Annotated in this window: 26 protein-coding genes and 3 pseudogenes; 14 read left to right on the top strand and 15 right to left on the bottom strand. The window is 71.8% G+C overall.

The window, feature by feature from the left end; translation table 11 throughout:
- Positions 1 to 57: 57 nt before the first annotated feature.
- Positions 58 to 975, top strand: a complete 918-nt coding sequence (locus ACFVUT_RS19540; RefSeq protein ID WP_389652667.1) for an enoyl-CoA hydratase/isomerase family protein — start codon at positions 58 to 60, stop codon at positions 973 to 975.
- Between the two features lie 31 nt (positions 976 to 1006).
- Here ACFVUT_RS19540 and ACFVUT_RS19545 read toward each other — a convergent pair whose 3' ends face one another.
- Together ACFVUT_RS19545 and ACFVUT_RS19550 are read right to left on the bottom strand one after the other, a co-directional pair.
- Positions 1007 to 1891 (bottom strand): hypothetical protein, encoded by an 885-nt coding sequence (locus ACFVUT_RS19545; RefSeq protein ID WP_389652669.1) that lies wholly within the window; start codon positions 1889 to 1891, stop codon positions 1007 to 1009.
- A gap of 9 nt (positions 1892 to 1900) precedes the next feature.
- Entirely contained in the window at positions 1901 to 2854 is a 954-nt protein-coding gene (locus ACFVUT_RS19550) for a helix-turn-helix domain-containing protein (protein WP_389652672.1), read from the bottom strand.
- Between the two features lie 421 nt (positions 2855 to 3275).
- Here ACFVUT_RS19550 and ACFVUT_RS19555 point away from each other — a divergent pair, with 421 nt between their 5' ends.
- Complete coding sequence (locus ACFVUT_RS19555; protein WP_389652962.1) at positions 3276 to 3893, top strand: flavin reductase family protein; 618 nt, start codon at positions 3276 to 3278, stop codon at positions 3891 to 3893.
- Positions 3894 to 4064: 171 nt separating this feature from the next.
- On the opposite strand, the gene ACFVUT_RS19560 is transcribed toward ACFVUT_RS19555, so the two are convergent.
- Positions 4065 to 5396, bottom strand: a complete 1332-nt coding sequence (locus tag ACFVUT_RS19560; protein ID WP_389652675.1) for an MFS transporter — start codon at positions 5394 to 5396, stop codon at positions 4065 to 4067.
- Between the two features lie 216 nt (positions 5397 to 5612).
- On the opposite strand from ACFVUT_RS19560, the gene ACFVUT_RS19565 reads away from it, so the two are divergent.
- On the top strand, positions 5613 to 5942 hold the full coding sequence (locus tag ACFVUT_RS19565) for a hypothetical protein (RefSeq protein WP_389652678.1): 330 nt from the start codon (positions 5613 to 5615) through the stop codon (positions 5940 to 5942).
- Between the two features lie 93 nt (positions 5943 to 6035).
- Here the strand turns inward: ACFVUT_RS19565 and ACFVUT_RS19570 are convergent, their stop codons facing one another.
- On the bottom strand, positions 6036 to 7466 hold the full coding sequence (locus tag ACFVUT_RS19570) for an MFS transporter (protein ID WP_389652681.1): 1431 nt from the start codon (positions 7464 to 7466) through the stop codon (positions 6036 to 6038).
- 57 nt (positions 7467 to 7523) lie between these two features.
- On the opposite strand from ACFVUT_RS19570, the gene ACFVUT_RS19575 reads away from it, so the two are divergent.
- The 3 genes from ACFVUT_RS19575 (at position 7524) to ACFVUT_RS19585 (ending at position 9282) form a co-directional block, all read left to right on the top strand.
- On the top strand, positions 7524 to 8507 hold the full coding sequence (locus ACFVUT_RS19575) for a GlxA family transcriptional regulator (RefSeq protein WP_389652684.1): 984 nt from the start codon (positions 7524 to 7526) through the stop codon (positions 8505 to 8507).
- 294 nt (positions 8508 to 8801) lie between these two features.
- A complete protein-coding gene (locus ACFVUT_RS19580) occupies positions 8802 to 9053 on the top strand; it encodes a DUF6400 family protein (RefSeq protein WP_389652687.1) in 252 nt (83 codons plus the stop codon).
- A complete protein-coding gene (locus tag ACFVUT_RS19585; RefSeq protein ID WP_389652690.1) occupies positions 9037 to 9282 on the top strand; it encodes a hypothetical protein in 246 nt (81 codons plus the stop codon). Before ACFVUT_RS19580 ends, ACFVUT_RS19585 begins: the two co-directional genes overlap by 17 nt.
- 63 nt (positions 9283 to 9345) lie before the next feature.
- Here ACFVUT_RS19585 and ACFVUT_RS19590 read toward each other — a convergent pair.
- Positions 9346 to 9477 (bottom strand): annotated as a pseudogene (locus tag ACFVUT_RS19590) (IS5/IS1182 family transposase); the annotation flags it as partial.
- 335 nt (positions 9478 to 9812) lie between these two features.
- Here ACFVUT_RS19590 and ACFVUT_RS19595 point away from each other — a divergent pair.
- The 3 genes from ACFVUT_RS19595 to ACFVUT_RS19605 all read left to right on the top strand — a co-directional run bounded on the left by ACFVUT_RS19595 (position 9813) and on the right by ACFVUT_RS19605 (position 11314).
- The gene (locus ACFVUT_RS19595) at positions 9813 to 10097 is read left to right on the top strand and encodes a hypothetical protein (RefSeq protein WP_389652976.1); all 285 of its coding nucleotides are present in this window, start codon (positions 9813 to 9815) and stop codon (positions 10095 to 10097) included.
- Positions 10098 to 10406: 309 nt separating this feature from the next.
- Complete coding sequence (locus ACFVUT_RS19600) at positions 10407 to 10916, top strand: SigE family RNA polymerase sigma factor (RefSeq protein ID WP_389652964.1); 510 nt, start codon at positions 10407 to 10409, stop codon at positions 10914 to 10916.
- Between the two features lie 8 nt (positions 10917 to 10924).
- Positions 10925 to 11314: a hypothetical protein gene (locus tag ACFVUT_RS19605; RefSeq protein ID WP_389652693.1), complete on the top strand. Its 390-nt coding sequence runs from the start codon at positions 10925 to 10927 to the stop codon at positions 11312 to 11314.
- A gap of 34 nt (positions 11315 to 11348) precedes the next feature.
- Here the strand turns inward: ACFVUT_RS19605 and ACFVUT_RS19610 are convergent.
- A pseudogene (locus ACFVUT_RS19610) lies at positions 11349 to 11498 on the bottom strand (IS982 family transposase); the annotation flags it as partial.
- An 18-nt stretch (positions 11499 to 11516) separates the two neighbouring features.
- Between ACFVUT_RS19610 and ACFVUT_RS19615 the strand changes: the two are divergent.
- Positions 11517 to 11621, top strand: a pseudogene (locus tag ACFVUT_RS19615) (alpha/beta hydrolase); the annotation flags it as partial.
- A 17-nt stretch (positions 11622 to 11638) separates the two neighbouring features.
- Here ACFVUT_RS19615 and ACFVUT_RS19620 read toward each other — a convergent pair.
- From ACFVUT_RS19620 to ACFVUT_RS19630, 3 genes are all read right to left on the bottom strand, one after another.
- A complete protein-coding gene (locus ACFVUT_RS19620) occupies positions 11639 to 11932 on the bottom strand; it encodes a transposase (RefSeq protein WP_389652696.1) in 294 nt (97 codons plus the stop codon).
- Between the two features lie 74 nt (positions 11933 to 12006).
- A complete protein-coding gene (locus ACFVUT_RS19625) occupies positions 12007 to 13056 on the bottom strand; it encodes a Zn-dependent alcohol dehydrogenase (protein ID WP_389652698.1) in 1050 nt (349 codons plus the stop codon).
- Positions 13057 to 13180: 124 nt separating this feature from the next.
- On the bottom strand, positions 13181 to 14095 hold the full coding sequence (locus ACFVUT_RS19630) for an SDR family oxidoreductase (RefSeq protein ID WP_389652701.1): 915 nt from the start codon (positions 14093 to 14095) through the stop codon (positions 13181 to 13183).
- A gap of 84 nt (positions 14096 to 14179) precedes the next feature.
- Between ACFVUT_RS19630 and ACFVUT_RS19635 the strand changes: the two genes are divergently transcribed.
- Positions 14180 to 15106 carry a cyclase family protein gene (locus ACFVUT_RS19635; protein ID WP_389652703.1) on the top strand — a complete coding sequence of 309 codons (927 nt, stop codon included), beginning with the start codon at positions 14180 to 14182 and terminating at the stop codon, positions 15104 to 15106.
- A 170-nt stretch (positions 15107 to 15276) separates the two neighbouring features.
- Here the strand turns inward: ACFVUT_RS19635 and ACFVUT_RS19640 are convergent, their stop codons facing one another.
- The 4 genes from ACFVUT_RS19640 to ACFVUT_RS19655 form a co-directional block, all read right to left on the bottom strand.
- Positions 15277 to 15864, bottom strand: coding sequence for an ATP-binding protein (locus tag ACFVUT_RS19640; RefSeq protein WP_389652706.1), 588 nt, complete (start codon positions 15862 to 15864; stop codon positions 15277 to 15279).
- Positions 15865 to 16381: 517 nt separating this feature from the next.
- Positions 16382 to 17380 carry an acyl-CoA dehydrogenase family protein gene (locus ACFVUT_RS19645; RefSeq protein WP_389652709.1) on the bottom strand — a complete coding sequence of 333 codons (999 nt, stop codon included), beginning with the start codon at positions 17378 to 17380 and terminating at the stop codon, positions 16382 to 16384.
- Between the two features lie 7 nt (positions 17381 to 17387).
- Positions 17388 to 18548, bottom strand: a complete 1161-nt coding sequence (locus ACFVUT_RS19650) for an acyl-CoA dehydrogenase (protein WP_389652712.1) — start codon at positions 18546 to 18548, stop codon at positions 17388 to 17390.
- A gap of 7 nt (positions 18549 to 18555) precedes the next feature.
- Positions 18556 to 19749, bottom strand: coding sequence for an amidohydrolase family protein (locus ACFVUT_RS19655; protein WP_389652714.1), 1194 nt, complete (start codon positions 19747 to 19749; stop codon positions 18556 to 18558).
- 156 nt (positions 19750 to 19905) lie between these two features.
- Here ACFVUT_RS19655 and ACFVUT_RS19660 point away from each other — a divergent pair, with 156 nt between their 5' ends.
- On the top strand, positions 19906 to 21483 hold the full coding sequence (locus ACFVUT_RS19660; RefSeq protein WP_389652716.1) for a class I adenylate-forming enzyme family protein: 1578 nt from the start codon (positions 19906 to 19908) through the stop codon (positions 21481 to 21483).
- A gap of 250 nt (positions 21484 to 21733) precedes the next feature.
- Here the strand turns inward: ACFVUT_RS19660 and ACFVUT_RS19665 are convergent, their stop codons facing one another.
- Positions 21734 to 22255, bottom strand: coding sequence for an EF-hand domain-containing protein (locus ACFVUT_RS19665; RefSeq protein ID WP_389652719.1), 522 nt, complete (start codon positions 22253 to 22255; stop codon positions 21734 to 21736).
- 110 nt (positions 22256 to 22365) lie between these two features.
- On the bottom strand, positions 22366 to 22740 hold the full coding sequence (locus tag ACFVUT_RS19670) for an STAS domain-containing protein (RefSeq protein WP_389652722.1): 375 nt from the start codon (positions 22738 to 22740) through the stop codon (positions 22366 to 22368).
- Between the two features lie 246 nt (positions 22741 to 22986).
- On the opposite strand from ACFVUT_RS19670, the gene ACFVUT_RS19675 reads away from it, so the two are divergent.
- On the top strand, positions 22987 to 23577 hold the full coding sequence (locus tag ACFVUT_RS19675) for an RNA polymerase sigma factor (protein WP_389652725.1): 591 nt from the start codon (positions 22987 to 22989) through the stop codon (positions 23575 to 23577).
- The gene (locus tag ACFVUT_RS19680; RefSeq protein ID WP_389652728.1) at positions 23574 to 24968 is read left to right on the top strand and encodes a zf-HC2 domain-containing protein; all 1395 of its coding nucleotides are present in this window, start codon (positions 23574 to 23576) and stop codon (positions 24966 to 24968) included. Before ACFVUT_RS19675 ends, ACFVUT_RS19680 begins: the two co-directional genes overlap by 4 nt.

Genomic DNA, 24968 nt, shown 5'->3' on the forward strand with positions numbered 1-24968 from the left:
CTGCCGCGCCACCGGGCCCGCCGACCGTCCCGCCACCACCCGCCAAGGAGCTGCCTCATGCCGTCCTCCCCCGAAGACACCGCCGAGCACACCGAACCGACCGGGCCCGCCGCACCGGCCGACCCGCTCCATTCATTGATACTCCACGCCACTGACAACGGCGTCTCCTGGATCACGCTCAACCGCCCCGAAGCGATGAACGCCGTCACCTGGGACCAGCGGGAACGCGTCATCGCGCTCCTCGCCGAGGCCTCCGCCGACCCTGCGGTCCGGGCCGTCGTCCTCACCGCCACCGGCCGAGGCTTCTGCGCGGGCGCCGACCTGCGCGGCACACCGTCGGCGGGTGCCCCGGCGACAGGAGCCCCCACAACGAACAACCGAGTGCCGGGCGACCGGGTGCCGGGCGACCGGGTGCCGGGTGATGTGGCCCGTACGATCCGGCTCGGCGCGCATCGTCTGATCGCCGCCGTCCTGGACTGCGAGAAGCCGGTCATCGCCGCCGTCAACGGCACGGCCGCCGGCCTCGGCGCGCACCTCGCGTTCGCGTGCGATCTGGTGCTGGCCGCCGAGTCGGCTAAATTCATCGAGGTGTTCGTACGTCGCGGTCTCGTGCCGGACGGCGGCGGCGCGTACCTGCTGCCGCGCCTGCTCGGTCCGCAGCGCGCCAAGGAGCTGATGTTCTTCGGCGACTCGCTCCCGGCGACGGACGCGGAACGTCTGGGGCTGGTCAACCGGGTGGTCCCGGACGAGGAGCTGGAGACGGCGGCCCGCGCATGGGCTCAGCGCCTGGCCGACGGCCCGACCCGGGCGATCGCCCTCACCAAACACCTGGTGAACGTGTCCCTGGACTCCGACCGTGCGACAGCCTTCGCGGCGGAGGCGATGGCCCAGGAGATCAACATGACGACGCAGGACGCCGACGAAGGCGTGGCGAGCTTCCTGGAGCGGCGCGCTCCGAAGTACCGGGGGCGGTGAGGGATCCGGGGCCCCGGTCGCAGTCCCTCACCTACTTCTCGGCAAAGACGTCCTCGACCGACACGGCAGTAGGGGCACGCAGGAGCCAACGACTCAGCACATCAAGATCAGTACAGCCAGTGATGCGCTCCCGCGCCTCGTCGGACACCTCGACACCGACCTGCGCGAGAAGAAGCAAGATGCCCCGCGCGATACCTTCCGCCCGGCCCTCTGCTCGCCCCTCGTCCCGGATCTCCTCCGACAGGGGTGACTTGTAAAAGGAAAGGTCCACGGCCACCAGGTTCCTCCACTGTTGTGCGGCCGGACGGTTGCCCAGGCCCTGTGCGGTGAGCTCGACGATGGGGTCGGCGATGGTTTCCGGTACGTCCCGCAGAGCGGTCGACAGCGTTTTCAGTATGGCATCGATGTCCGGATCGCCTGCGTGAGTGATCGCCGCCAGCGTGGCCAGTGCCAGATCCTTGCGGGCCTCGGCCACGTCGGTGATCACCGGCATGTTGTGCGGACCGGCGACGAGGGGGTGCAGGGTGAGCACGGGCGACCGCGGGTGGCCGGCGGTGAACGGGTGTGCGGCCCATTCGGCCGTGGCCCGGTCCTGGCAGACGACCAGGAGCATGGGCGGCAGTTTGTACTTCGCCTGGAGGTACGACAGGTAGTACATCCAGCTCACCGGCTTCTCCGGGTCCTTCTTGCCCTGGGCCTCGATCGCCAGGAGGTAGGACTGGCCGTCCTCCATGTCGATGCGCAGAAGGGTGTCGACGCGGCGTTCGACAGGCCGGTTCTCGGTGAGGTCCGTGGGCACGACGGTGGCCGAGGCGGGTGGGCCGATCTCGACCCCCAGTACCTCGGAGACGCGGGAGAAGAGCCCCAGGAACTCCTGAAAGATGCGGTGCATCGCCTCGTGGGACGAGCTGACCATGTGGGTTTCCTAGAGTTGTCGGGCGGTCGGATGAGAGTGGTCGGTCCGGCAGTCGGGGCACTCTCCCGGGTCCGTCGCGCGAAATGCCCGGTCGCAGCCCTCGCAGTTCTGCAGCGGGAGCGGCCGGGACGAGGAGGCGGTCGGGGGCCGGAACGGAGGCGGTGCCGGAAGCCGGGCCGTGAGCCGGTGTGCGAGGAACCCCGCCGGTCGGCGCAGTCCTTCGGCCGGCAGTTCGCTGGTCAGGGCGTGCTCCACGGCGCCGGGGCCGACTTCGCGCTCCAGCCACGCGGCGACCCCCGGAGTCAGGGCATCCACGTCCTGTGCGGAGAGCAGCAGGCGCGGGTCCTGGTGGTGCAGTCCGACGAGCAGGTCGGTGGCGGTCCGGAGGAGAGGCGCTGCGGGGAAGGCAGGACGCGGTACGAGCAGCGGCGCGGGCTCACGACGGGGCGGGGGCGTGGCGCGGGTCCGGGACCTGGCCGGACGCGCGTCGTCGGCCTCGGGCTCCCCACAGGGCCGGACGGGCACCGACGGCCGGGCCGTACGCTGCGGGCGCGGCGGACACGCGCGGCCCGGCAGAGCGTCTGTGAGCCGCCGGTCGGCAGGCTGGTTGCAGGAGACGGTACGAGTGACGATCCGGCCATTGGCCAGGCGTGCCCTGGTGCGTCGCAGGTAGCCATGCGCTTCGAGTTCGCGTAACGCGGCGGCGATCCGGGCCTCGCTCTCGGGGAAGCGGCCGACGAGCTCCTTGATGCCGACCTTCGCCCCGGCGGGCAGGGACTGGATGTGCGCGGCGAGCCCGATCGCGGTGAGGGAGAGCTCGCGGTGCTGGGTGAGGTGGTTTCCGACAACCGTGAAGCGGCTGGTGTGCCGGGAATTGTCGTGCACGACACCGGATGACGGCGTTCCGTCCCTGCGTACGCGGGACGGGGCGCGCGAGGGCGCGCTAATCTGCTGGGTATCCATCGGGAAGCGTTCTCTTCCTCGTTGGTCAGGCCCTCGATCGGGATGCCAGTCCCGGCCGGGGGCCGTCGCATGTCTGGGGTGGTCGCGGCGAGCATATGTCAGCCAAGCGGACCGATTTCCAGCTCAGTTGGCGAACCTCACTCGTGTGGGTGACGGGAGGCAGGGTGGGTCAGGGAAGGGTGATTGCCCACGTTCTCTGGGCTTTTGATGTCGCGCGCCGCCGCGTCCCGGACCACCGGATCGCGGACATCCACGACCCGGTGGTGACGGTCACGGTACGAGGCCGAGCGCGGCCCGGACGATCTTGCGAGGGGGACGGGCCCGGGCTCACCGCCCAACGGTTCGCGCGGGGAACCCTGCCCCTGCCCTTCCTATCTGACAGCGTGTCAGTTTCAATGAAAGCGTGATGGGACACGCAGGCATGGCCGCCACCGCCGTCCGGTACCTCAGGTCCGTCGGCGCCTCCACCACCGCCGGGCCGGCGCCGGTCGATCCGTTGCCGCGTCCGGATCTGCGGGCCGTCGCCGATGACGAGCGGCCACCCGTCGACCCGGCCGAATTCCGCAGCGTGCTGGGCAACTTCGCCAGCGGAGTCACGATCGTCACCGCGCACGACCCGGAGAACACAGGCGCGCCGACCGGCTTCGCCTGCCAGTCGTTCGCCTCGCTCTCCCTGGACCCGCCCCTGGTCACGTTCATGGTCGCCCGTACGTCGACGACCTGGCCCCGCATCGCCCGCGCCGGGGCGTTCTGCGTCAACATCCTCGGCGCGGACCAGGGCGCGCTGTGCCGGAGCTTCGCGGTCAGCGGGGCCGACAAGTTCGCGGGGGTGGCGTACGGGCCGGCTCCCGCGACCGGGTCGCCACTGCTGGACTCCGTACCGGCCTGGATCGACTGCCGCGTCCAGGCCGTCCACACCGGGGGTGACCATCTGATCGTCGTCGGCCGGGTGGAGGCGCTGGGGGCGGCGGCGGACGGAAGTGATCCACTGCTGTTCCACCGGGGTGTTTTCGGGCGATTCGGACCGCTGCCCGGATGAGCGTGCGCCGGTCCCCGGACCGGATCGGCAGACGATCGGACCGGACCGGCGGACGACCGGCGGACGACCGGCCCGCTCCGAGGGCGTGCCGGACGACGCCCGTGAATCTCGGTCAGCCGGTCGAAGGGTCCGCCACGGCGACCGCCACCTCAGCAGAGTCCGCCACCGTCATCAGCCGAGTCCGGCGGCGGCGTCCGAGGGCTCCCGGACCCGTCGGATCACCAGCGCCATCAGCGCCGCCATCGCGCACGCCGCACCCGCCGCGTACCAGACCACGTCGTACGAGCCGAACACGTCGCGTGCCACACCGCCCAGGAACGCCACCAGCGCCGCGCCCACCTGGTGGGAGGCGAGGACCCAGCCGAAGACGATGGCGCTGTCCTCGCCGTACTGCTCGCGGCACAGGGCCAGCGTCGGCGGAACGGTGGCGACCCAGTCCAGCCCGTAGAAGACGATGAAGAACAGCATCGGCGGATGCACCGACGGCGCCATCAGCATCGGCAGGAACAGCAGGGAGACGCCGCGCAGGGCGTAGTAGGCGGCGAGGAGCCTGCGGGCGTCGAAACGGTCGGTGAGCCAGCCGGAGAAGACGGTGCCGATGACGTCGAAGACACCGATGACGGCGAGCAGCGAGGCCGCGGCGGTGATGGGCATGCCGTGGTCGTGGGCCGACGGCACGAAGTGTGTCCGGATCAGACCGTTGGTCGAGGCCCCGCAGATCGCGAACGTGCCGGCCAGCAGCCAGAACGGTCCGGTGCGCGCGGCGTCGATCAGTACACGCAGGGTGCGCCTCGCCGCCCCGCGCGCGGGTGCGGGCTTCTCCACGTAGGTGCCGCCGTACGGGGCGAGGCCCACATCGGCCGGGTGGTCGTGCAGCAGGAGCCAGACGAACGGGACGACGACCAGGGCCGCGAGCGCGACGGTCACCGAGGCCGGGCGCCAGCCGTGCGCGTCCACGATCCAGGCGCACAGCGGCAGGAAGACCAGTTGGCCGGAGGCGCCCGCCGCGGTGAGGATGCCGGTGACCAGGCCGCGCCGGGCGACGAACCAACGGTTGGTGACCGTTGCGGAGAAGGCCATCGCCATGGAGCCGGTACCGAGTCCGACGAGCAGCCCCCAGTAGAGCATCAGCTGCCAGGCCGCCGTCATCCAGACGCTGCCCAGCGCTCCGACCGCCACCGTGCTGAGCGCGACGACGACGACCCGGCGGATGCCGAAGCGGTCCATCAGCGCGGCGGCGAACGGTGCGGTGAGCCCGTACAGCGCCAGGTCGATGGAGACGGCGAGCCCGATCTGCCCTCGCGACCAGCCGAACTCCGTGTGGAGCGGGTCGATGAGGAGACCGGGCAGGGAGTTGAAGGCGGCGCCGCCGATGATCGTCACGAAGGTGACGACGGCGACGATCCAGGCGCGGTGGACGCGCCGCCGGGAGGGCTGCGGTGCGGGCGTGCGGCCTGCCCGGCGGTCGTCGTCCCGGGCTGCGCTTTCGGTTGTCTGGGTCACGTCACTCAGCATCGGGCCGCCACGTACGCCTCACGAGTGGCCGGAGGGACATGCTTCGCAGGAATCGGGCCACAAGGGCGGACGGCTTCCAGCCGGGCAGCGACTCGTATGCGCGTACGATCGCCTGTCGGCCGGCGCCTCGTGCGCCGCGCCTTCGGCGCATCGGTCGGCGACCCGTGCGCCGCGCCTTCGACGTAAGCCGAACCGGGGGATCTCATGCAGTGGGAAGCACGCCATTACTTCGACCGCGGCTCCGTGCTCATGCAGTTGTGGGGTGCCGCGCTGCTGATCGTCGCCTGCGTTCTGTGGGTGTGGCTGGGCTTCCTGCTCGTGGACCAGCACGACACGGTCTGCTTCACGGTCACCACACACTGCGAGATGGTCACCGCGTGGCCCAAGCAGCTGACCATTCTGGGGATCTCGGCACCCTTGTCCGTCTTCGGTGCGGCACTGTTCGTGGCCGGTACCGTGCGCAAGCAGACCAGCACCCATGTCTTGCAAGTCATCGAGATGCAGCAGTCCGAGGAGCGTTCCCGGAACAAGTAGCCGGGGCAGTACCGACCGCCGGGGCAGTACCGACTACCGAGGCGGTACCGGCCACGGGGCAGCGCCTCGCACCTCGACGGCCCGCCCCCTCCCTCAGCCGATCCGCTCCAGCCGGCGGATCGGCCGGGCGGCCAGCAGTACCGCCACCGCCACCATGTTGATCACCGCGCCGGCCAGCAGCACCTTCGGCGCGCCCACGCGGTCCGCGACCGGTCCCGCCAGCGCCCGGCCCGCCGCCAGCATGAGCAGGGAGCCCGCCACGTCGTACGCGTGCAGGCGGTTCAGCGCCTCGGGCGGCACGTGGGTCTGGACCGTGGTCGACCACATCACCAGCCAGAACGCGGACGCCGCACCCGCCACGAACTGCCCCGCCCCGAGCGCCGCCACGGGAAGCCCGAGGCCCAGCGCCACCAGGTTCACGCAGACCGCGGTCAGCGCGACGGCCCCCGCCGCGAGCGGGCGGCGCGGTCTCAGGCGCAGGGCGAACAGCCCGCCGACGACGCTGCCCGCGCCGTTCACCGCCATCATCACGCCGTACGTTCCCGAGCCGTGCGCCTCCGTGACCTCGACCGCGGTCAGCGGGAGCATCGGGCCGAGCACCGCGAAGCCGTACACCGTCCAGACCGCGATCACGCCCCACAGCCAGCTTCGGGCCCGGAACTCCCGCCATCCGTCGACCAGTTCGGCGACGAAGGTGCCGCGCCGCGCCTCGTCCGACGGGGCCGGCGCGAGCCGCAGCAGGAAGAGGCAGAGGCCGGACACGAGGAACGTCGACGCGTTCGCCGCGTACACCGCTCCGGCGCCGGTCAGTCCGACGAGCACACCCGCGAAGGCCGGGCCCGCCATGGTCATCAGCGCCTCGGAGACCCGGAGCACCGCGTTGCCGCGCTGCACGTCCGCGGCCACCCGCGGCACGGTCGACGCGACCCCCGGCTGGAACAGCGCGGCCCCCACACCGGCCACGGCGCTGAGCGCGTACACCGCCCACAACGGCGGATTGCCGGTGGCGAAGGCGACCGCCAGCACCGAGGCCCCGACCAGGCGCAACGCATCCGCGACAAGCATCATCCGGCGCGGGGTGAAACGATCCGCCAGCACGCCGCCGAAGAGCACGAAGAGTGCCAGCGGCCCCATCCAGGCCGCCAGCGCGAACCCCACCGACGCGTGCGGCCGGCCGGCCCCCAGCAGGCCCGCGGTGAGCGCCACCGGAATCATGCCGTCACCGAAGAGCGCGGCGGTACGGGCAACGAAGAAGAGCCGGAAGTTGCGGTTCCAGAGCGCGGTCGCCGCCCCTCCGCCCAGGCCGCCCCCCGGCACTCGCCTCAGGCCGCCCCCTGGCACTCCGCCCAGGCCGCCGCCCGCATCCTGGCCCAGGCCGTCCCCCGGCCCTCCGCCCAGGCCGTCCCCCGGCCCTCCGCCCCCCGGTCCCGCACTCGGCGAATGAGGCGCGCGGGGCGCGGGAAGCGTGACACCCTCGCGGTCGACGGCGGGAATGCGCATGTGCTCTGCCGGCTTTTCCTTCACAGCAGTGACAAGTATCAGCTTAAGGTCTATACCACTAGGGGTGAAGGGAGTCCGCCCGTGCCGCACCGCATCGTCGTCCTGGCCCTCGATGGGCTGCTCCCCTTCGAACTGGGCATCCCCCAAAGGATTTTCGGGCTTTCGCTCGGTTCCGAGCCGCACAACAGGGGTCGCAAGCTCTATGAAGTCGTGACCTGTTCCGTACGCCCGCCCGGCCCGGTCCGCACCGACGCGGATTTCACGATCACCGTCGAACGCGGCCCCGAGACGCTGGCCACCGCCGACACCGTCGTGATCCCCGCGTCGTACGAACTCGGCCCGGTCTACACGGAGGGCAGGCTCACCGGCGAACTCGCCGCCGCGTTCGCGCACATCAGGCCCGGCACCCGCATGGTCTCCATCTGCACGGGCGGCTACGTGCTGGCTGCCGCCGGGTACCTCGACGGGCGCCCCGCCACCACGCACTGGTCGTCGGCCGACCACTTCCAACAGCTGTTCCCCCAGGTCCAGGTGGATCCGGACGTCCTGTTCATCGACGACGGGGACGTCCTGACCTCCGCCGGGGTCGCCGCCGGAATCGACCTCTGCCTGCACATCGTGCGCCGGGACCACGGCACGGCCGTCGCCAATGAGGTCGCCCGCCGCACGGTCGTACCCCCGCACCGGGAAGGCGGGCAGGCGCAGTACATCCAACGCCCCGTGCCCGACGCGTCGTTCACGGCCACCACCTCCGCGCGCGCCTGGGCGCTCGGCCGGCTCGACCGTCCGATCCTGCTGCGCGACATGGCGCAGCAGGAGTCGATGAGCGTACGGACGTTCACCCGCCGGTTCCGGGAGGAGGTCGGCGTCAGCCCCGTCCAGTGGCTGACGCGGCAGCGGGTCGAGCGGGCCCGGCACCTGCTGGAGTCGACGGACCTGTCGATCGACCAGGTGGCGAGGGACTCGGGCTTCGGGACGCCCACGTCACTGCGGCAGCATCTGCAGACGGCACTGGGGGTGTCCCCCACGGCGTACCGGCGCACCTTCCGCGCCGGAAGGACCTGACCGGCCACCCCGGCCACCCCGGCCACCCCGGCCACCCCGGCCACCCCGGCCACCCCGGCCACAACAGGTACACCGGACGCCCGGCCATGAAGTGCGTCACAGTGCCAGGCGGGGAGCGCGTCCGCCACCGAGGCCCTGGCGCCGGCAACAACGGGCCGCCGCCGACCGATCCAGGAGATTCCTTCCCGGGAACGGCAAGCCGCTCGCCCTCGGAGCGACTGAGGTCACCCTTCCCTGCCGCCGCTTTCTCCTGATAAGCAGGTGGATATCCACCTTCACATCGGAAGTTTCGCCATGAAGAAGGAAAATCCAGACAGTCTCATACCCTTCACGATCGATCTGACGATCGAGGAAGTCCGACGACGGGCCGAGGTCGTGGCCGCGCTCGGGCCCGACTGGGATCCGGTCGCCGCGCTTCAGGGTGAGGACGAGGCGTATGCCCTCCTCTACTCGGGCCTGGACGCCGAGCAGCAGCGCACCTATGACCTGCTGGTGGCGAACGGCGTCCTGCCGGGGAGAGGACCGGGCCGTGCGGCTGCCCATTGATCCGCAGGCGGACGCGGCCCGCCGCGCCTGGATGCCGTGCCCCGTCTGCGACGACGCCCGTCAGTGCGAGACCTGCGCCGACCTCCGTACCTGCGGTGAGCACTGGCGCTATCTGATATCCAACAACGGACCGGTCGTCCACCTCCAGTGCCCGCAGTGCACCCACATGTGGTCCGTGAACACGCGGCCCGGCATCACCCGGCGCGACAGCGGCCCCTTCGGCGGCTGACCGACGGGCCGACGGGCCCACTGGCCGACGGGCCCACTGGCCTTCATGTGAGGCTGCGGAGACCTTCTTCTTGCGGTTGACCGCCTGGTCGGTCTTCTCCGGGATCACCGCTCGGATCCTGCGTCCACGCAGGTAGGCGAGATTGGCGCGAGAGGAGTACGCCTCGTCCGCGGCCACAGCTTTCCCGCGCGTTCGACGCGGCGCACGCCGTCCGGCCGCTTCGGGCTGTCCCCATGCGGGGTGGACGGTCCATCCGGAGGACCCGGGCAACCCTCGAACGCCTGCGCCCGGAACCGGCCGACCTCCTGCCGAAGGAATCGGTCCAGTTCACCGGCTTTTGCCTGTCCCTTCTTAAGGGATGGGCAACACCCGCGACAACACCGAATCAGGGGGCTGCGCGACAGGCGCCTGCGCGTTTCCGTGGTGCGGCACGGATCCCGTACGGGAGAGAACGCGGGCCGGTGATCGTGCGTTGCGTTGTCCGGTTGGACGGCGCAACGCACGACCTGTCCCGCAGTGGTCAGCCCACCGTGTTAGACGCGGCCTACGCGTGGTGTGGTGGGACCGGGGCCGGGGTCGCCGTCTTCTCCTCGGTCGGAGGAACCGGGGCCGGGGTCGCCGCCCTCTCCTCGGTCGGAGGAACCGGGGCCGGGGTCGCCGCCCTCTCCTCGGCCGGGGGAACCGGGGCCGGGGTCGCCGCCCTCTCCTCGGTCGGAGGAACCGGGGCCGGGGTCGCCGCCCTCTCCTCGGTCGGAGGAACCGGGGCCGGGGTCGCCGCCCTCTCCTTGGGGGCGGTGGGCGCCGACTGCTCCTGATGTGACGGGGTCGCGGCAGTGGCGATGCCGGCTGTGGCCGCGGCAGCCAGGACGGCTCCGGCGGCGAGCCCGAGTATCTTGCGGCGGCTTCGGGGGAACGTGCGGTGCTTGGGCAACAGTCTTCCTCTGTCTCGGTTCGCGGGTCGCCGCCTGTGCCACGGCGCCCTGATGTGAGAGGAGTACGGAAGCCGGCGCGGACGGGTTGCACCGAGCGCAAGGGAAGAGTTTCTCCCCGCGGCATGCAACCCCGCCGGTCGATTCACCGTATGTATGACCGGCAGAGTGGTGTGCGAGCGGAGGGTCGGCAGGGTGCAGGAAGCGGTCCGGGAGCGGGAGTTCCGGGAGTTCGCCGAGGCGCGGCAGGCTCAGCTCAGGCGTAGTGCCTACCTGCTGTGCGGGGACTGGCACCAGGCCCAGGACCTGACCCAGACCGCCCTGATGAAGCTCTACGCGGCCTGGGGCCGGGTCAGGCGGGACGGAAACGTGGACGCCTACGCCCGCACCATCCTGACGCGCACCTTCATCGACCAACAGCGTAAGGGCAGTTGGCGTGAGGAGCCGGTGGACGAACCGCCCGATCCGCCCTCCGCCGCGCCGACGACACCGGAGTTGCGCCTGATGATGCAGGACGCGCTGATGCGACTGTCGCCGCGTTACCGTGCCGTGCTGGTCCTGCGGTTCTGGGAGGACTGGACCGTCGAGCAGACCGCCCAGGCGCTGCGGGTGAGCCCAGGGACGGTCAAGAGCCAGAGTGCCCGCGGCCTCGCCCGGCTGCGCACGATCGTCGAAGAGCTGACCGGCGAACGGGCCGGAAGGTGAGGCCGGGTATGGACGAGCGGAGGGACGAGCGGATGGACGAGCACGACAGCGACGCCCTGCGCGCCGCGTTCGAGGCGGTCCTCGACGCGCGGCCGCAACCGCCGCTGCCCGGTGTCGTCGACGCGGCCGTCACCGGCGGCCGTCGGGTCCGGCGACGCCGCGCCGCGCTCGCCGCAGCGGGCGCCCTGCTGGGCGCCGCCTGTGCCGTCACCGCGGTGACCGGCTTCTCGGGGGCGGGCGGCACCGACAGCACTCCCGTGCCGCTCGCCCCGCCCGTGCCCACCGTGCCTCCTTCTTCCCAGCCGCCCGAGCCCCCGTCCACGCCCGCACCGGTGGGTTCCCACATCCCGACTGCCCCGCGGGCCGCGGCCGGCACCCTCCCCCGCGGCGACGGGTGACTTCGAGGCTGCGGGACCGCACTGCAGGGTGCACAAAGGGGTGCCGCAGGTGGGCCCGGGCACGCCGGAGCCACCTTGCCTCGGAGGTGAAACCGAGCATGGCCTGCATCATCGCGAGGGTGACCAGCTCGGCGTCGGTGAGCTGCGGCGCGATTCCCACGACCGCAGTTGGCCGTTTGAGCACCTTCTGGCATCTCCCTTCATCGCATTGATCCCGCGGGCACGGCACCTCGCGAACTTCGACGACCCGGATGCCTTCACCGATGCCGTCCGCCGCTTCGCCCGCCGGCTCCCTGCCGTCAGCTGAGCGCGCCACAGCCGGGATCACCCGGCGCCCCTGAGACACCTCGACAGCGACCGCGCGCGTCGGCCTCGGCGATCACCGCCTCCATCAGCGTCTGGAAGACCCCGGACCGGGCCCAGAGGTGGAACCCGCCCGTAGACGGTGGACCAGGGCCCGTACCGCTCGGGCATGCCCCGCCGTGGACCGCCCGTACGGAACCGCCACATCACGCCGTTGACGAGCCTGCGCAGGTCAGGAATGGGACCGCGCTCGCCCAGCGGCAGCAGCGGCTCGAACACGGTCCACTCGTCGTCCGTGAGCTCACCCCGAGTCATCCCGCCTGTCCACCTCCCCGGTCCGGCCGGGACAGCGAAACAGCCACACCAGTGATCTCAACTCGGCACAGGCCCTAGAACACCAGCACGCCCCGTGCCACGCGGCCGTGGTGCGCGTCGTCCGCCGCCTTGGCGAAGTCCTCCACCGGGTAGGTCTCGGTGACGAGTTCATCCAGGAGGAGCCTGCCCTCCCGGTACAGGGACGCGTAGAGCGCGATGTCCCGCTGCGGGCGCGAGGAGCCGTACCGGCAGCCCAGGATCGACTTGTCCAGGTACATCGACGAGACGAGGAACGACGCCTCGGCCGTCGCCGCGGGAACGCCCAGCAGGATCGCCTGGCCGTGCCGGTCCAGCAGGTCGATCGCGGTCCGGATCAGTTCCGTACGGCCCACGCACTCGAAGGCGTGGTCAGCGCCGCTGGGCAGGATGTCCCGTACGTACTGCGCCGACGTCAGGAAGTGCGTCGCGCCGAACAGCCGCGCCACCGCCTCCTTCGCCGGATTGCTGTCGACGGCGACGATCGTCAGGGCGCCCGCCAGCCGCGCCCCCTGGATCACGTTGAGTCCGATACCGCCCGTGCCGATCACCACGACCGTGTCGCCCCGGTCGACCTTCGCCCGGTTGAGTACGGCCCCGACTCCCGTCAGCACCCCGCAGCCGATGAGGGCCGCCGACGTCAGCGGCAGACCGGCCGGAATCTTCACCGCCTGGACGGCCTTGACCAGGGTCCGCTCGGCGAAGGCCGAGTTGGACGCGAACTGGTACAGCGACTGCCCGCGCCGCCAGAACGGCTGCCCCGGCATCCCGATCGCCTTGCGGCACATCGTCGGCCGGCCCCGGTCGCAGTGGGCACACGCCCCGCAGTTGGCCAGCGTGGACAGCGCCACGTGGTCGCCGGGCACCACATGCCCGACGCCCGCGCCGACCGCCTCCACCACCCCCGCGCCCTCGTGTCCGAGCACCACCGGCGACGGGAACGGAATCGTCCCGTCGATCACCGACAGGTCGCTGTGGCACAGTCCGGCCGCGGCCACCGCCACCAGCACCTCACCCGGGCCCGGATCACGTATCTCCAGATCGTCGACGACCTCGGTCCGCGTGCCGTCGAAGACGACGCCTCTCATCTCGGCTCCCTCGGTAGGCCGAGCACCTGCTCGGCGATGATGTTCCGCTGGATCTCGTCCGAGCCCAGAAGCCCCGCGTCGAGACGTCACGCACCGCGTCCCGGACCGGGACACGGCGCCGGTCTCACGCGTTGGGCCTCGCCTTCGCCGCCGCGGCGGCGGCCATCTCCGCCAGGCGCTCCAGCATCGGCATAGGGTCCGTGCCCACCGTCCCCGGCAGGAAGTCCGCGATGCGTTCCGGGGTCCAGGCACCCTCCGCGTACCCCGCCCGCAGCTCCCTCGGCTGGGCCCAGACCGCGATCTTCGGGCCGGCGATCGTGTAGACCTGCCCGGTGATGCCCGCCTCGCGGGCCCGGTCGCTCAGCAGGTAGACGACGAGCGCCGCCACGTCCTCCGGGTCGCCGATCTCCTTCAGTTCCATCGGGACGTTCGCGGACATCCGGGTCCGGGCGACCGGAGCGACGGCATTCGCCGTCACGCCGTACTTGTGCAGGCCGAGTGCCGCGCTCCGCACCAGCGAGATGATCCCGCCCTTCGCGGCGCTGTAGTTGGCCTGCGCGACGCTGCCCTGATGGTTGCCGCTGGTGAAGCCGATCAGTGTGCCGCCGCCTTCCTGTTTCCGCATCACGGCCGACGCGGCACGGAAGACGGTGAAGGTGCCCTTGAGATGGGTGGCGACCACCGGATCCCACTCCTCCTCGGACATGTTGAACAGCATCCGCTCGCGCAGGATCCCCGCCACGCACACGGCCCCGTCGATCCGCCCGTACCGCGCGAGCGCCGTGTCCACCATCCGCTGCCCGCCCGCCATCGTGGAGATGTCGTCCACGACGGCCACCGCCTCGCCGCCCGCCGCCTCGATCTCCTTGACGACGGACTCGGCGATCTCACCGCTCGGCTCACCGCCCTCGACGGACACGCCGTAGTCGCCCACGACGACGCGCGCCCCCTCGGCCGCCGCCGCGAGCGCGACCGCCCGCCCGATGCCGCGCCCGGCCCCCGTCACGGCCACCACTCTGCCTGCCAAGAAGTTCCCCATGCCCGGCCCCTTCCCGCGGTTTCTGACGGTCCGTTAGATTTTAGGGGCCATCAGGTCCACGAACACAAGCCCCGGGGAGGCCCCGTGTCACTGCCGGCCGAGTTCCACGACATAGCCAAGCGGGTCAGCAACTGGGGACGCTGGGGCGCGGACGACGAGATCGGCACGCTCAACCTGATCACCGACGCGGTCGTGCGGGAGGCGGCAGCCACCGTCCGTACCGGACTGCGCGTGCCGCTCGCGCTCCCCCTCCAGCAGGACGGCGTCCAGAGCGGGTTGATCCCGGGGCGGATCAACCCCCTGCACACCATGGTCCAGATCAATCAGGAGCTCTTCGGCCCCGGCACCGTCGCCACCAGTGACGACACGGCCGTCCTGGGACTCCAGACCGCCACCCACTGGGACGCCCTCACCCACGCCTCGCACTCGGGGAAGATCTACAACGGCCGTCCGGCCGACACGATCACCGCGCACGGCGGCGCGCGGTTCAGCGGGATCGACAAGGCCCCGCACATCGTCTCGCGCGGGGTGCTGCTCGACGTGGCACGCGCGCACGGCGTCGGCAGGCTGCCCGGCGACCACGCCGTCACGCCCGAGGACCTGGAGGCGGCCGAAGAACTGGCGGGGGTCCGGGTCCGGTCCGGCGACATCGTGCTCGTACGCACGGGGCAGATGCAGGTCTATCTGGCGGGCGACAGGCACGGGTACGCCTATCCGTCCCCCGGTCTCTCGATCCGGACGCCCGAGTGGTTCCGCGTCCGCGATGCGGCAGCGGTCGCCAACGACACCCTGACCTTCGAGATCTTCCCACCCGAGATCGAGGATCTGTGGCTGGGCGTCCACGCGCTGGATCTGGTCGAGATGGGCATGCTCCAGGGCCAGAACTGGAACCTGGAGAAGTTGTCCACAGCCTGTGCGGAAGAGAAGCGGTACAGCTTCCTGCTCTCCGCGATGCCGGAACCGTTCGTCGGCGCGACCGGCACTCCGGTCGCCCCTGTCGCCCTCCTCTGAAGGAAAGCGGACCCTGAAAGCGATCGAATCCCGAAGGGGAGCGGACCCTGAAGGAGACCGGACCCTGAAAGCGGTCAGATCCTGAAGGCGATCAGGCCCGTTCGGGCCGCCCACGGACAGCCGGTCAGCCGGTCCGGACAGTCAGACAGCAGGACAGCCTGCTTTAACCTTTATGCACGCTTCGTCATGGCCCGTGACGGCCGGTACGCCTCGCGGTCCGCGTCCGCCGCCGGTGCGTCCGAGGCACCCGAGGCGCCCGGGACTCCAGGGGTGCCCGCCCCGTCGGATGCGTCTGCGGCACCCCGGCCCCTCTGCGCGCCCGCCGGGCCCGCGGGCGCCGGCACCACCTTCATCAGCGGGGCGCTCCGGTCGACCTCGCACCAGATGCGCTTCCCCGCGCCTTCCGGCTGCCAGCCCCAGCGGTCCGCGAGGCCGTCGACCAGTTCCAGGCCCCGGCCGCCGGTGTCCTCGCCCTGTGCGTGACGCTGCTGCGGCGGACGACAGCTGGCGTCGGCCACCTCGACCCGCACCGTCCCGGCCGCCCCGGTCGAGCCGAAGAGCATGCGCAGCACGGCCGGGCACCCGGTGTGGACCACCGCGTTGGTGACCAGCTCCGAGATCAGCAGGATGAGCGTCTCGGCCAGCGGCTCGTCGTCTCTCATCCCGGACCCGACCAGTCTCGATCGCGCCCACCTACGGGCTCTCCCGACCTCCGCGGGATCCGGCCCGACCTCCAGCTGAACCTGAAGCACCTGCACCGCTCACACCATCCGAACCGGCGGACACATCGCCTCGCGCCTCCTCAGGGTCACGGAACGTGATTCCCTTACGCGACAGCATGGTTGACGTACAGTCACCGCAACAAGCGCTTCGGGCATATTCCAGCGCGAAGGAGTACGCGTGGTGCATACTGTGCGACGCACGTTGCGGGGAGTCGAACAGAGGCGCACCGAGGCAGCGGGAGTCGTCCCCCGGGCAGGCCCGGCACTCCTGCCTGGAATGCGAGCAGGGCACCTCTTCCCGGCCGGAGTCGCCGCACAGGCAACATCCGGATCGTCCGGTTCCAGAACCTCTCGCACCCAACGGAGGGTACCCGAGCCCGGCACCGACTCCACCCCGTAACGAAAGACGCAAAGGACACAAGCCCGCATCGAAGTCGGCCGACTCCACTGCGTAACTCCGCAGCGTGAGGCTCCCCCGCCTGCCTGTCACCCGGGTGCGGGCCGTTTCCATCCGCCGCGGCGCGTCCGAAGTCTCCACAGAACCCGTGCGCGATCAGCACAGGTCAGCCGCAAGCGTCTCCTCGGCCGCCGCCGCCGTCAGCCACTGGCCCGAGCGCAGCCAAGCGCGCTTGAGGTGCAGGTGAACGTCTGCCTCCCAGGTGAAGCCCATGCCGCCGAGCACCTGGAGGCAGTCGCGCGCGTTGCCGACGGCCGCCTCGTCGGCGAGGAGCTTGGCGCCCGCGATCTCGATCCGGTCCGCGGTCACGGCCGCCGCGTAGACGGCGGCACGGGCCAGCTCCGCACGGACCAGCATCCCGGCGCACAGATGTTTGACCGCCTGGAAGGACCCGATCGGGGCACCGAACTGTTCACGCTCACGGGCGTGTTGGACGGCCGTCTCGGTCGTGCGGGCGGCACTGCCGAGCTGTTCGGCCGCTGCGAGCAGGGCGCCCTCGTCGCGCAGCCGCGCCCCACCGGGCAGGAAGCCACCGGGCAGGAAGTCGCCCGGCGGGAAGTCGCCCGGCAGGACCTCCTCGCCCGGTCCCACGGGGCCGGTGATCCGCCACAGGGGCGTGAGCGGGTCGAGCGACCGTACGGGCCTCGCGGCCTCCCGCAGGGCGTCCCGCAGTGCCGGTCCCGCGGTCACGGCCGACGCCTCCAGCTCTCCGAGCACGAGCAGGGCGTCCGCGTCGCCGAGGTGCCCCACCGGCTGCCCGGCGTCCAGCACGGCGATCACCGCCTCGCCCTCCGCCGCCCCCTTCACCGCGCCGGCGGCGAGATGGGTGGCGATCAGCGGACCGGGCAGCAGCGACCGCCCCGCCTCCTCGAAGAGGAGAACAGCCTCCGGCAGCCCGAGCCCGGCGCCGCCCCGGGACTCCGGCAGTCGCAGGGCGAAGAACCCGGCCTCGCCGAGCTCCCGCCACAGGTCGCGGTCGATGCCCCCGCCGCCGTCGAGGGCCGCCCGCATCCGGTCCCTTCCGAAGCGGCCGGCGAGGAGGTCCCGCACCCCTGCCCGCAGGGCCCGCTGGTCGTCCGAGAGCTGGAAGTCCATGGCCGCGTCAGCGCCCCTTCGGCAGGCCGAGGATCCGCTCGGCGACGATGTTCCGCTGGATCTGCGAGGTGCCCGCGGCAATGGTGTACGAGAGCGAGGAGAGCCGGTCCAGGACCCACGCCCGGTCCAGGTCGGCCGCGTCCGCGCCGAGCACCCCGGCGGCGGTCTCGTACAGCTCCTGGCGGGCGTGCGAGTAGCGCAGCTTGAAGACCGAGCCACCGGTGCCCGGCACGCCGCCGTGCCGGGCCCCCCGCGCCTCGCTGACGTTCCACTGGGTGAGCCGCCACAGCGCCCGGAACTCGGCGTTCAGCCTGCCCAGCCGGCGGCGCAGGACCGGGTCGTCCCAGCGGCCGTTCGCCCGCGCCTCGGCGGCCAGGGCGGCCAGAGTGCGGCGGCAGGCGACGACCTCGCCGACGAACGCCGTACCGCGCTCGAAGGAGAGGGTCACCATGGAGACCCGCCAGCCGTCGTTCTCCGCGCCGACGCGGTGCGAGACCGGCACCCGCACCTCGTCGAGGAACATCTCGGCGAACTCGGTGGACCCGGCGAGGGTGCGCAGCGGGCGGACGGTGACGCCGGGGGCGTCCATCCTCATCGCGAGCCAGCTGATCCCGCGGTGCCTGGACGCCGCGGGGTCCGTACGCACCAGCAGTTCGCACCAGTCGGCGACCTCCGCGTGCGAGGTCCAGGTCTTCTGCCCGCTCACCACGTAGTGGTCGCCGTCGCGCACGGCCCGGGTCCGCAGCGAGGCGAGGTCCGAGCCGGCGTCGGGCTCGCTGAACCCCTGGCACCAGACCTCGTCGCCGCGCAGCACCGGCGGCAGCCAGCGCGCCCGCTGTTCGGCCGTGCCCTCGGCGGCGATCGTCGGCCCGGCGTGCAGCAGCCCGACGAAGTTCGCGCCGACGTACGGCGCGCCGGCCTTCTCCGTCTCCTCCAGGAAGATCAGGTGCTGGGTCGGGGTGGCGCCCTGCCCGCCCGCGTCGGCCGGCCAGTGCAGGCCCGCGTAGCCGGCCTCGTACAGCATCCGCTGCCAGGCGGTGTCGTACGCGCGCCGCGCCGGCCAGTCGTCGGGGCCGGGTTTCGCGGGCAGTGCGGGCAGCACGGCCGTCAGCCACGCGCGCAGCCGTGCCCGGAACTCCTCCTCGGCCTCCGTGTACGCGAGGTCCATCGCGCGCCTACTTGTCCAGGTCCAGATCGAGCATCCGGATCGCGTTCCCGCGCATCAGCTTGTAGACGGTCTCGTCGTCCAGCCCCTCGACGTGGTCGAGGGCGACCTGCCTGGTGTGCGGGAAGGTCGAATCGACGTGCGGGTAGTCGGTCTCGAAGGTGGCGTTGTCCCGCCCGACGACGTCGAGCGAGGCGACGCCGTGCTTGTCGCGGAAGAAGCAGCAGAACATCTGCCGGTAGTAGTACGTGGACGGCGGCTCCGGGATCAGATCACGCACCCCGCCCCAGGCCCGGTGCTCCTCCCAGACGTCGTCGGCGCGCTCCAGGGCGTACGGGATCCAGCCCATCTGGCCCTCGCTGTAGGCGAGCTTCAGCCGGGGGAATTTCACGAGCACCCCGCTGAACAGGAAGTCCATCATCGAGGCCATGGCGTTGTTGAAGGAGAGGCTGGCCTGTACGGCGGGCGGTGCGTCGGGCGAGGCGGCGGGCATCTGCGAGCTGGACCCGATGTGCATGTTGACGACCGTGCCGGTCTCCTGGCACGCGGCGAAGAACGGATCCCAGTAGCCGGTGTGGATCGACGGCAGGCCGAGGTGGGTGGGGATCTCGGAGAAGGTCACCGCACGCACCCCGCGCGCCGCGTTCCGCTCGATCTCCGCGACCGCCAGGCCGATGTCCCAGAGCGGGATGATGCAGAGCGGGATGAGCCGGCCGCCGCTGTCACCGCACCACTCCTCCACCATCCAGTCGTTGTAGGCGCGGACGCAGGCGAGGGCGACCTCCTTGTCGTGCGCCTCGGCGAAGGTCTGGCCGCAGAAGCGCGGGAAGGTGGGGAAACAGAGGCTCGCCTCGACGTGGTTGAGGTCCATGTCCTTCAGGCGCTCGGCCGGATCCCAGCAGCCCGGCCGCATCTCGGCCCGGGTGATCCCCTCCAGCGTCATGTCGTCGCGGTCGAAGCCGACGGCGGCGATGTTCCGCTTGTACGGGAACTTCAGGTCCTCGTAGATCCACCAGTCGGTGGGCGGCCCGTCCGGGTCCATCGTGATGACGTACTTGCCTCCGGTGTACGCCAGCTCGCCGATGCCCGCGGTGAGCGGCTGCGGGCCGCGCTCGCGGTACCGGGCGGGCAGCCAGGTCGAGAAGAGGTGCGGCGGCTCGATCACATGGTCGTCGACGCTGACGATCCGAGGCAGTTCCGTCATGGTGTCCCCTCCGGCGCACACGGCATCTATCTGATGGTCCGTCAGATTGAGTTCCGGCACTCAGGCTAGCCCCGCACCCCTGGACCGACAAGGCGCGGCGCCCTACGCTCTCGGCACGACCTGACTACCCGTCAGTTATGGCGAACGGGGAACGCAGTGGACGAGACCGCACACGACCTGGGCACGTCGGGCACCTTCTGGGAACTCATCGAGCGCCGGGCCGCACTGACCCCGGACCGCCCCGTCCTGATCCAGGACGACCGCACCCTCACCTTCGGCGAGCTGCGCACCCGCTGCGAGCGGGTCGCCGCCGGGCTGTGGGAGAGGGGCGTGCGCCCCGGCAGCGTCGTCGCCTGGCAGCTGCCGACCCGTCTCGAAACGGCGCTGCTCTCCTTCGCCCTCACCCGCGTCGGGGCCGTACAGACGCCCGTCATCCCCTTCTACCGGGACCGCGAGGTCGGCTTCGCGCTGCGCGAGTCGAAGGCCGGCTTCTTCGCCGTGCCCGGCGTCTGGCGCGGCTTCGACCACACGGCGATGGCGCACCGGCTGGCCGCGGAGGCGGAGCACCCGCCTTCGGTCTTCGAGGCGTACGCGTCACTGCCGGACGGCGATCCGTCCGTGCTGCCGCCCCCGCCCGCCGACGGGACGGCGGTGCGCTGGATCTACTGGACCTCGGGCACCACCTCCGACCCCAAGGGGGTCCTCCACACCGACCGCAGCCTGATCGCGGGGGGCTCCTGCCTGGCCCACGCGCTGCGCCTGTCGGCCGACGACACCGGCTCCATGGCCTTCCCCTTCGCCCATGTCGCCGGACCCGACTACACGGTGATGCTGCTGCTGTACGGCTTCCCGGCGGTCCTCTTCGAGCACTTCGCGATGCCGGAGGCGCTGGAGGACTACCGGCGGCACGGGGTGACGGTCGCGGGCGGGTCCACAGCGTTCTACTCGATGTTCCTGACCGAGCAGCGCAGGACCCCGGACCGGAAGCTGATCCCCACCCTCCGGCTGCTGGCGGGCGGCGGAGCACCGAAACCGCCGGAGCTCTACCACGCGGTGGTCCGGGAGATGGGCGTCCAGCTCACCCACGGGTACGGCATGACCGAGGTCCCCATGATCACGATGGGTGCCCCCGACGACACGGCGGAACACCTCGCCACGACGGAGGGACGCCCGCCCGGGGGCATGGAGATACGCATCACCGGCGAGGACGGCACGCCGTTGCCGTACGGCACGGACGGCGAGGTACGGCTCCGCGGAGAGGCCGTCTGCCAGGGCTATCTGAACCGGGAGGCGTCGGCGGCGGCCTTCGACGCGGACGGATTCCTGATCACCGGCGACGTCGGGCACGTCGAGGCGAGCGGGCACCTGGTGCTCACCGGACGGCTGAAGGACATCATCATCCGCAAGGGCGAGAACATCTCCGCCAAGGAGATCGAGGACCTGCTGCACCGGCACCCGGGCGTCGGGGACGTGGCGGTGATCGGCCTTCCGGACCCGGAGCGCGGCGAACGCGTCTGCGCGGTCGTGGAGCAGCCGGCGGGTGCCGCTCCGCTGACGCTGCCGGAGCTCACCGCTCACCTGCGGGCGGAGGGCCTCTCCGTGCACAAGCTGCCCGAACGGCTGGAGGTGGTGGACGCGCTGCCGCGCAACGAGACGCTGCGGAAGGTACTGAAGTACAAGCTGCGGGAGCGGTTCTCCGCCCCCGGCACGTCCGGCGGCACGGGGCGGTCCTGAGCCCCGTCGACCGGCGGCACGGGGCACCCCCACGCCCGTCGACCGGCGACACGAGGCAGTCCCGCGCCCGTCGACCGGCGACACGAGGCAGTCCCGCGCCCGTCGTCCGGCGACACGAGGCGCTCCCGCGCCCGTCGTCCGGCGGCGCGGGGCATGCGCGGGCCCCGTCGTCCGGCGGCACAGCACGGTCCCGCGCCCGTTGCCCGTTGCCCGGCGGGCGCGGGCGGCGGGCGGGCGCCGGACGGGCCGGTCACATGTCCGGCGCGATCACCGTGAAGTAGTCGGCGAACGCCGCCACCGTCTCGTTCTCGGCGATCCTGCCGTCCTGGTCCGCGTCCAGGCTCCGCGCCGCGACGGCCGCCGTCTCCGCGCTCGCGCCCAGCACCTTCAGCGCCCGCTCCACAGCGGGCACGGACGCCGTCCCTCCGCCGTCCCCGTCCGCCACGGCGATCGCCGCGCGCAGGAACGGGCGGGCGATCTCCGCGAAGCGCTCCGGATTGTCACGCAGCCGTTTCACGGCCCCGCCGACGAACTCCTCACGCGTGACGCGCTGGTCCCCGTCGACGTCGGCGATGCCCGCCATGCCCTGCCAGAGGGCCTCGGCCCCGGTGTAGAGCGCCTGACCCCTGTCGCTGCGGGGAGTCGTACCGAATTCGGTGAGCAGCCGGGCCGCGGCGGCACTGAAATCCGCGCGATCGATGTATCCGTTGCCGTCCTGGTCGAAGGCGGCGAAGCGGAAGGCGATCTTGCGCTCATACTCTGCGCTGTCCATGCGGGGAGCGTACGACGCCGACAGGCGTCAGGTGCCGCTTACGCGCGCCACTGGTGCGACAACCCGGTTCCGGACGGTTTTTCGGTGCGCCGACCCGGTTCCGGAAGGTTTCACGCCGAGAGCGGCCGGGCCTCGTCGTCGACGGCCGCGTACCGGTCGGGGTAGACGTCGAAGAGCCGACGCACGCCGAGAGCGGCGAGCACCCGGTTGACGTGGGAACCCTCTTCCGCGCCGCGGGCCGGCAGGATCAGCCGCAGCCGGCCCCCGCAGGAGTGCATCAGACGGCGGGCCGCGATCAGCACGCCGACCCCGCTGGAATCGCAGAACTGGACCTCGGAGAGATCGAGCACCACGTCGTGGCGGCCGACGGCGACCACGTCGTGGACCGACTGGCGAACGGTGGGCGACGTCACCAGATCCAGTTCGCCTCTTATGCGCAGCACGGTCCAGTCGTCCTGCACGGTCTCGGCCACTTTCAATGTCACGCGACTGGGCCTCTCGTCCGGGGGTTCCGACGTTCCGGAAGTTTCCGTTCCTTCTCGCGGCTGCCCCGCCGCGGATCCATGAAACACCGAGCCACCCGGTGGCACACAACCGGGACCTGCCGTCGTCGGAGGGTGCTTTCTCTATCATCCCTGGCTCTATCAGGGGCGCACTTGCCCCGAAGGGCGTGCATCGCCGGTGCCTCCGACTACATTCGGTGTGACGAGGGGAACAGGGCTGGGGGTCGAATGACGAAGAACGCACCACCCCGCTGGGACCGCAAGATGCAGCAGCGGCTGGCACGCGGCGAGGCGGCGGCCCTCGGCGAGCTCTACGACCGGTTCGCCTCGCTCGTGCACAGCCAGGCCCACCGGATGCTCGACGACGAGACCGCCGCCGATCTGGTGACCCGCGAAGTGTTCGGTTACGTGTGGGAGAACCCGGACGCCTACGACCCGAAGCAGGGCTCGATGCGGTCCTGGGTGGCCCGGCTCACCCACCGCCAGTCGGTGCGGCGGCTGCGCGAGGAGGACGGCGTCCCCGACGGCGCGGACGAGGAGACCGGGGCGGCGGCCCGGACCGATCTGGAGGAGCGGGTGCGCCGGGCCACGGCCGCGGCCCGCGCCGACTACATCGTGGCGTCCATGCCCGCGCCGCTGCGGGAGGCACTGGAACTCGCGTACATCCAGCGCCGGGACTACCGGCAGACGGCCGCCGACCTCGGGGTCACCGAGGACGAGGCCCGCCGTCGGCTGCGGCTCGGGCTGCAACTGCTCTCCACCGCGCACACCCTCCCGCTGCAGGGGGCGTCGCCGCCGGGATACGGGCGGCCACTGTGACCGGTGACGACGCGAACGGGCTCGGGGGCGACGACGAGGTGCGAGGCGCGCCGCGCATACCCGGCCCACGGGCCGCCGCGGACGACTTCGACCTCGGCGCCGTGCCCCTGCCGCCGCCCGCACCCATGAGCCCGCCCGAGAAGCCGCGACCGGACCCGCGACCGCCGGAGCCGGAGCAGGAACCAGCACCGGAGCCGGGGCCCGCCGCCGCGGGGCCCGAACCTGCCGTGGCAGCACCGGGCCCCGCCGACCGGATCTCGGCACCGATGCCCGTGCTGCCCCACCGCGTCCTCACGGCCCTCCTCGGCGCCTGGGCCCTGTCCGCCTGCTCGGCGGAGGAGACCGAGGCCGTCGAGGCGCACCTGACCGAGTGCGCCGCGTGCGCGGAGGAGGCCCTGCGGCTGCGTGACGCGGTCGGCCTGCTCCAGACCGACCGCAGCCTGGATCTCGACCCGACGCTGCGCTCCCGGGTGATCGACGCCTGTCTGAGCCGCCGCCCGGCCGGTATCCCGGTGCCGGACTGGGCCGCCCCGTACGACGCGGAGACCGCGCGGCTCGATGCGCTGCTGCGTGACTTCGGCGACGCGGAGTGGCACGCCCCGGTGCGGCTGAAGTGGTTCGAGAACGAGCAGCAGGTCCGCCGCAAGACGACAGTCGCGGGCGTCATCGGCCATCTCATGACCGTCGACGGGCTGGTCGGCACCGCCCTCGGCCTCGACGTGCCGCTCGGCGACGGCACCACGGGCCCGGGCGCCGACTGGCCGCTCCCGCCCACCGCACGCACGGAGATGTACTGGTCGGCCGCCCTGCGGCCGGCCACCCGCGCGATCCGCGAGCCGTGGCGCGGGCAGAGCCACGCCCTCATCCGCACGGTGTCCTTCGCCGGTCGCAACGTCGCCGAACTCTCCGTCTCCTACGGGGACTTCGCCCTCCCGATGTACGACGCGCTGCTGGACCGCGCCTTCGAGTGCTGGGTGCACGGCGGCGACGTCGCGGACGCGGTGGACTATCCGTACGAGGCGCCGTCGCCCGCCCATCTCCACCGGATGATCGGCCTGGCGGCCCGGCTCCTTCCGGCGGCACTCGCCGAGCGTCGCCGGAAGGGGCTGGCCGGGCCCGCCCGCCATCTGGTGCCGGCCGGTTCACCAGGCCGTTCGCTGCACCTGGAGATCGAGGGCTCGGGCGGCGGCGACTGGTACATCCCGCTGGACTCCCCGGCGGCGGTCGGCTCGCCCGCGCACACGGTGGCGCAGATCGCGCTCGACGGCGCCGAGTTCTGCCAGCTGGTGGCCGGACGCGTGCCGCCGGTGGACGCCGCGGCCGGTCAGGAAGGCGACCGTGAGGCGATCCGCGACGTGCTGTTCACGGCGGCGTCGCTGAGCCGGCTCTAG

Origin of the sequence: Streptomyces sp. NPDC058051, assembly GCF_042885475.1 — a bacterium.
Lineage (GTDB): Bacteria > Actinomycetota > Actinomycetes > Streptomycetales > Streptomycetaceae > Streptomyces.

Bases quoted from the DNA above. Each gene is read 5' to 3' on its own strand.
- ACFVUT_RS19540 (WP_389652667.1), top strand. From the start codon at position 58: ATGCCGTCCTCCCCCGAAGACACCGCCGAGCACACCGAACCGACCGGG.
- ACFVUT_RS19545 (WP_389652669.1), bottom strand. From the start codon at position 1,891: ATGGTCAGCTCGTCCCACGAGGCGATGCACCGCATCTTTCAGGAGTTC.
- ACFVUT_RS19550 (WP_389652672.1), bottom strand. From the start codon at position 2,854: ATGGATACCCAGCAGATTAGCGCGCCCTCGCGCGCCCCGTCCCGCGTA.
- ACFVUT_RS19555 (WP_389652962.1), top strand. From the start codon at position 3,276: ATGGCCGCCACCGCCGTCCGGTACCTCAGGTCCGTCGGCGCCTCCACC.
- ACFVUT_RS19565 (WP_389652678.1), top strand. From the start codon at position 5,613: ATGCAGTGGGAAGCACGCCATTACTTCGACCGCGGCTCCGTGCTCATG.
- ACFVUT_RS19580 (WP_389652687.1), top strand. From the start codon at position 8,802: ATGAAGAAGGAAAATCCAGACAGTCTCATACCCTTCACGATCGATCTG.
- ACFVUT_RS19605 (WP_389652693.1), top strand. From the start codon at position 10,925: ATGGACGAGCGGAGGGACGAGCGGATGGACGAGCACGACAGCGACGCC.
- ACFVUT_RS19620 (WP_389652696.1), bottom strand. From the start codon at position 11,932: ATGACTCGGGGTGAGCTCACGGACGACGAGTGGACCGTGTTCGAGCCG.
- ACFVUT_RS19625 (WP_389652698.1), bottom strand. From the start codon at position 13,056: ATGAGAGGCGTCGTCTTCGACGGCACGCGGACCGAGGTCGTCGACGAT.
- ACFVUT_RS19630 (WP_389652701.1), bottom strand. From the start codon at position 14,095: ATGGGGAACTTCTTGGCAGGCAGAGTGGTGGCCGTGACGGGGGCCGGG.
- ACFVUT_RS19645 (WP_389652709.1), bottom strand. From the start codon at position 17,380: ATGGACTTCCAGCTCTCGGACGACCAGCGGGCCCTGCGGGCAGGGGTG.
- ACFVUT_RS19650 (WP_389652712.1), bottom strand. From the start codon at position 18,548: ATGGACCTCGCGTACACGGAGGCCGAGGAGGAGTTCCGGGCACGGCTG.
- ACFVUT_RS19655 (WP_389652714.1), bottom strand. From the start codon at position 19,749: ATGACGGAACTGCCTCGGATCGTCAGCGTCGACGACCATGTGATCGAG.
- ACFVUT_RS19665 (WP_389652719.1), bottom strand. From the start codon at position 22,255: ATGGACAGCGCAGAGTATGAGCGCAAGATCGCCTTCCGCTTCGCCGCC.
- ACFVUT_RS19675 (WP_389652725.1), top strand. From the start codon at position 22,987: ATGACGAAGAACGCACCACCCCGCTGGGACCGCAAGATGCAGCAGCGG.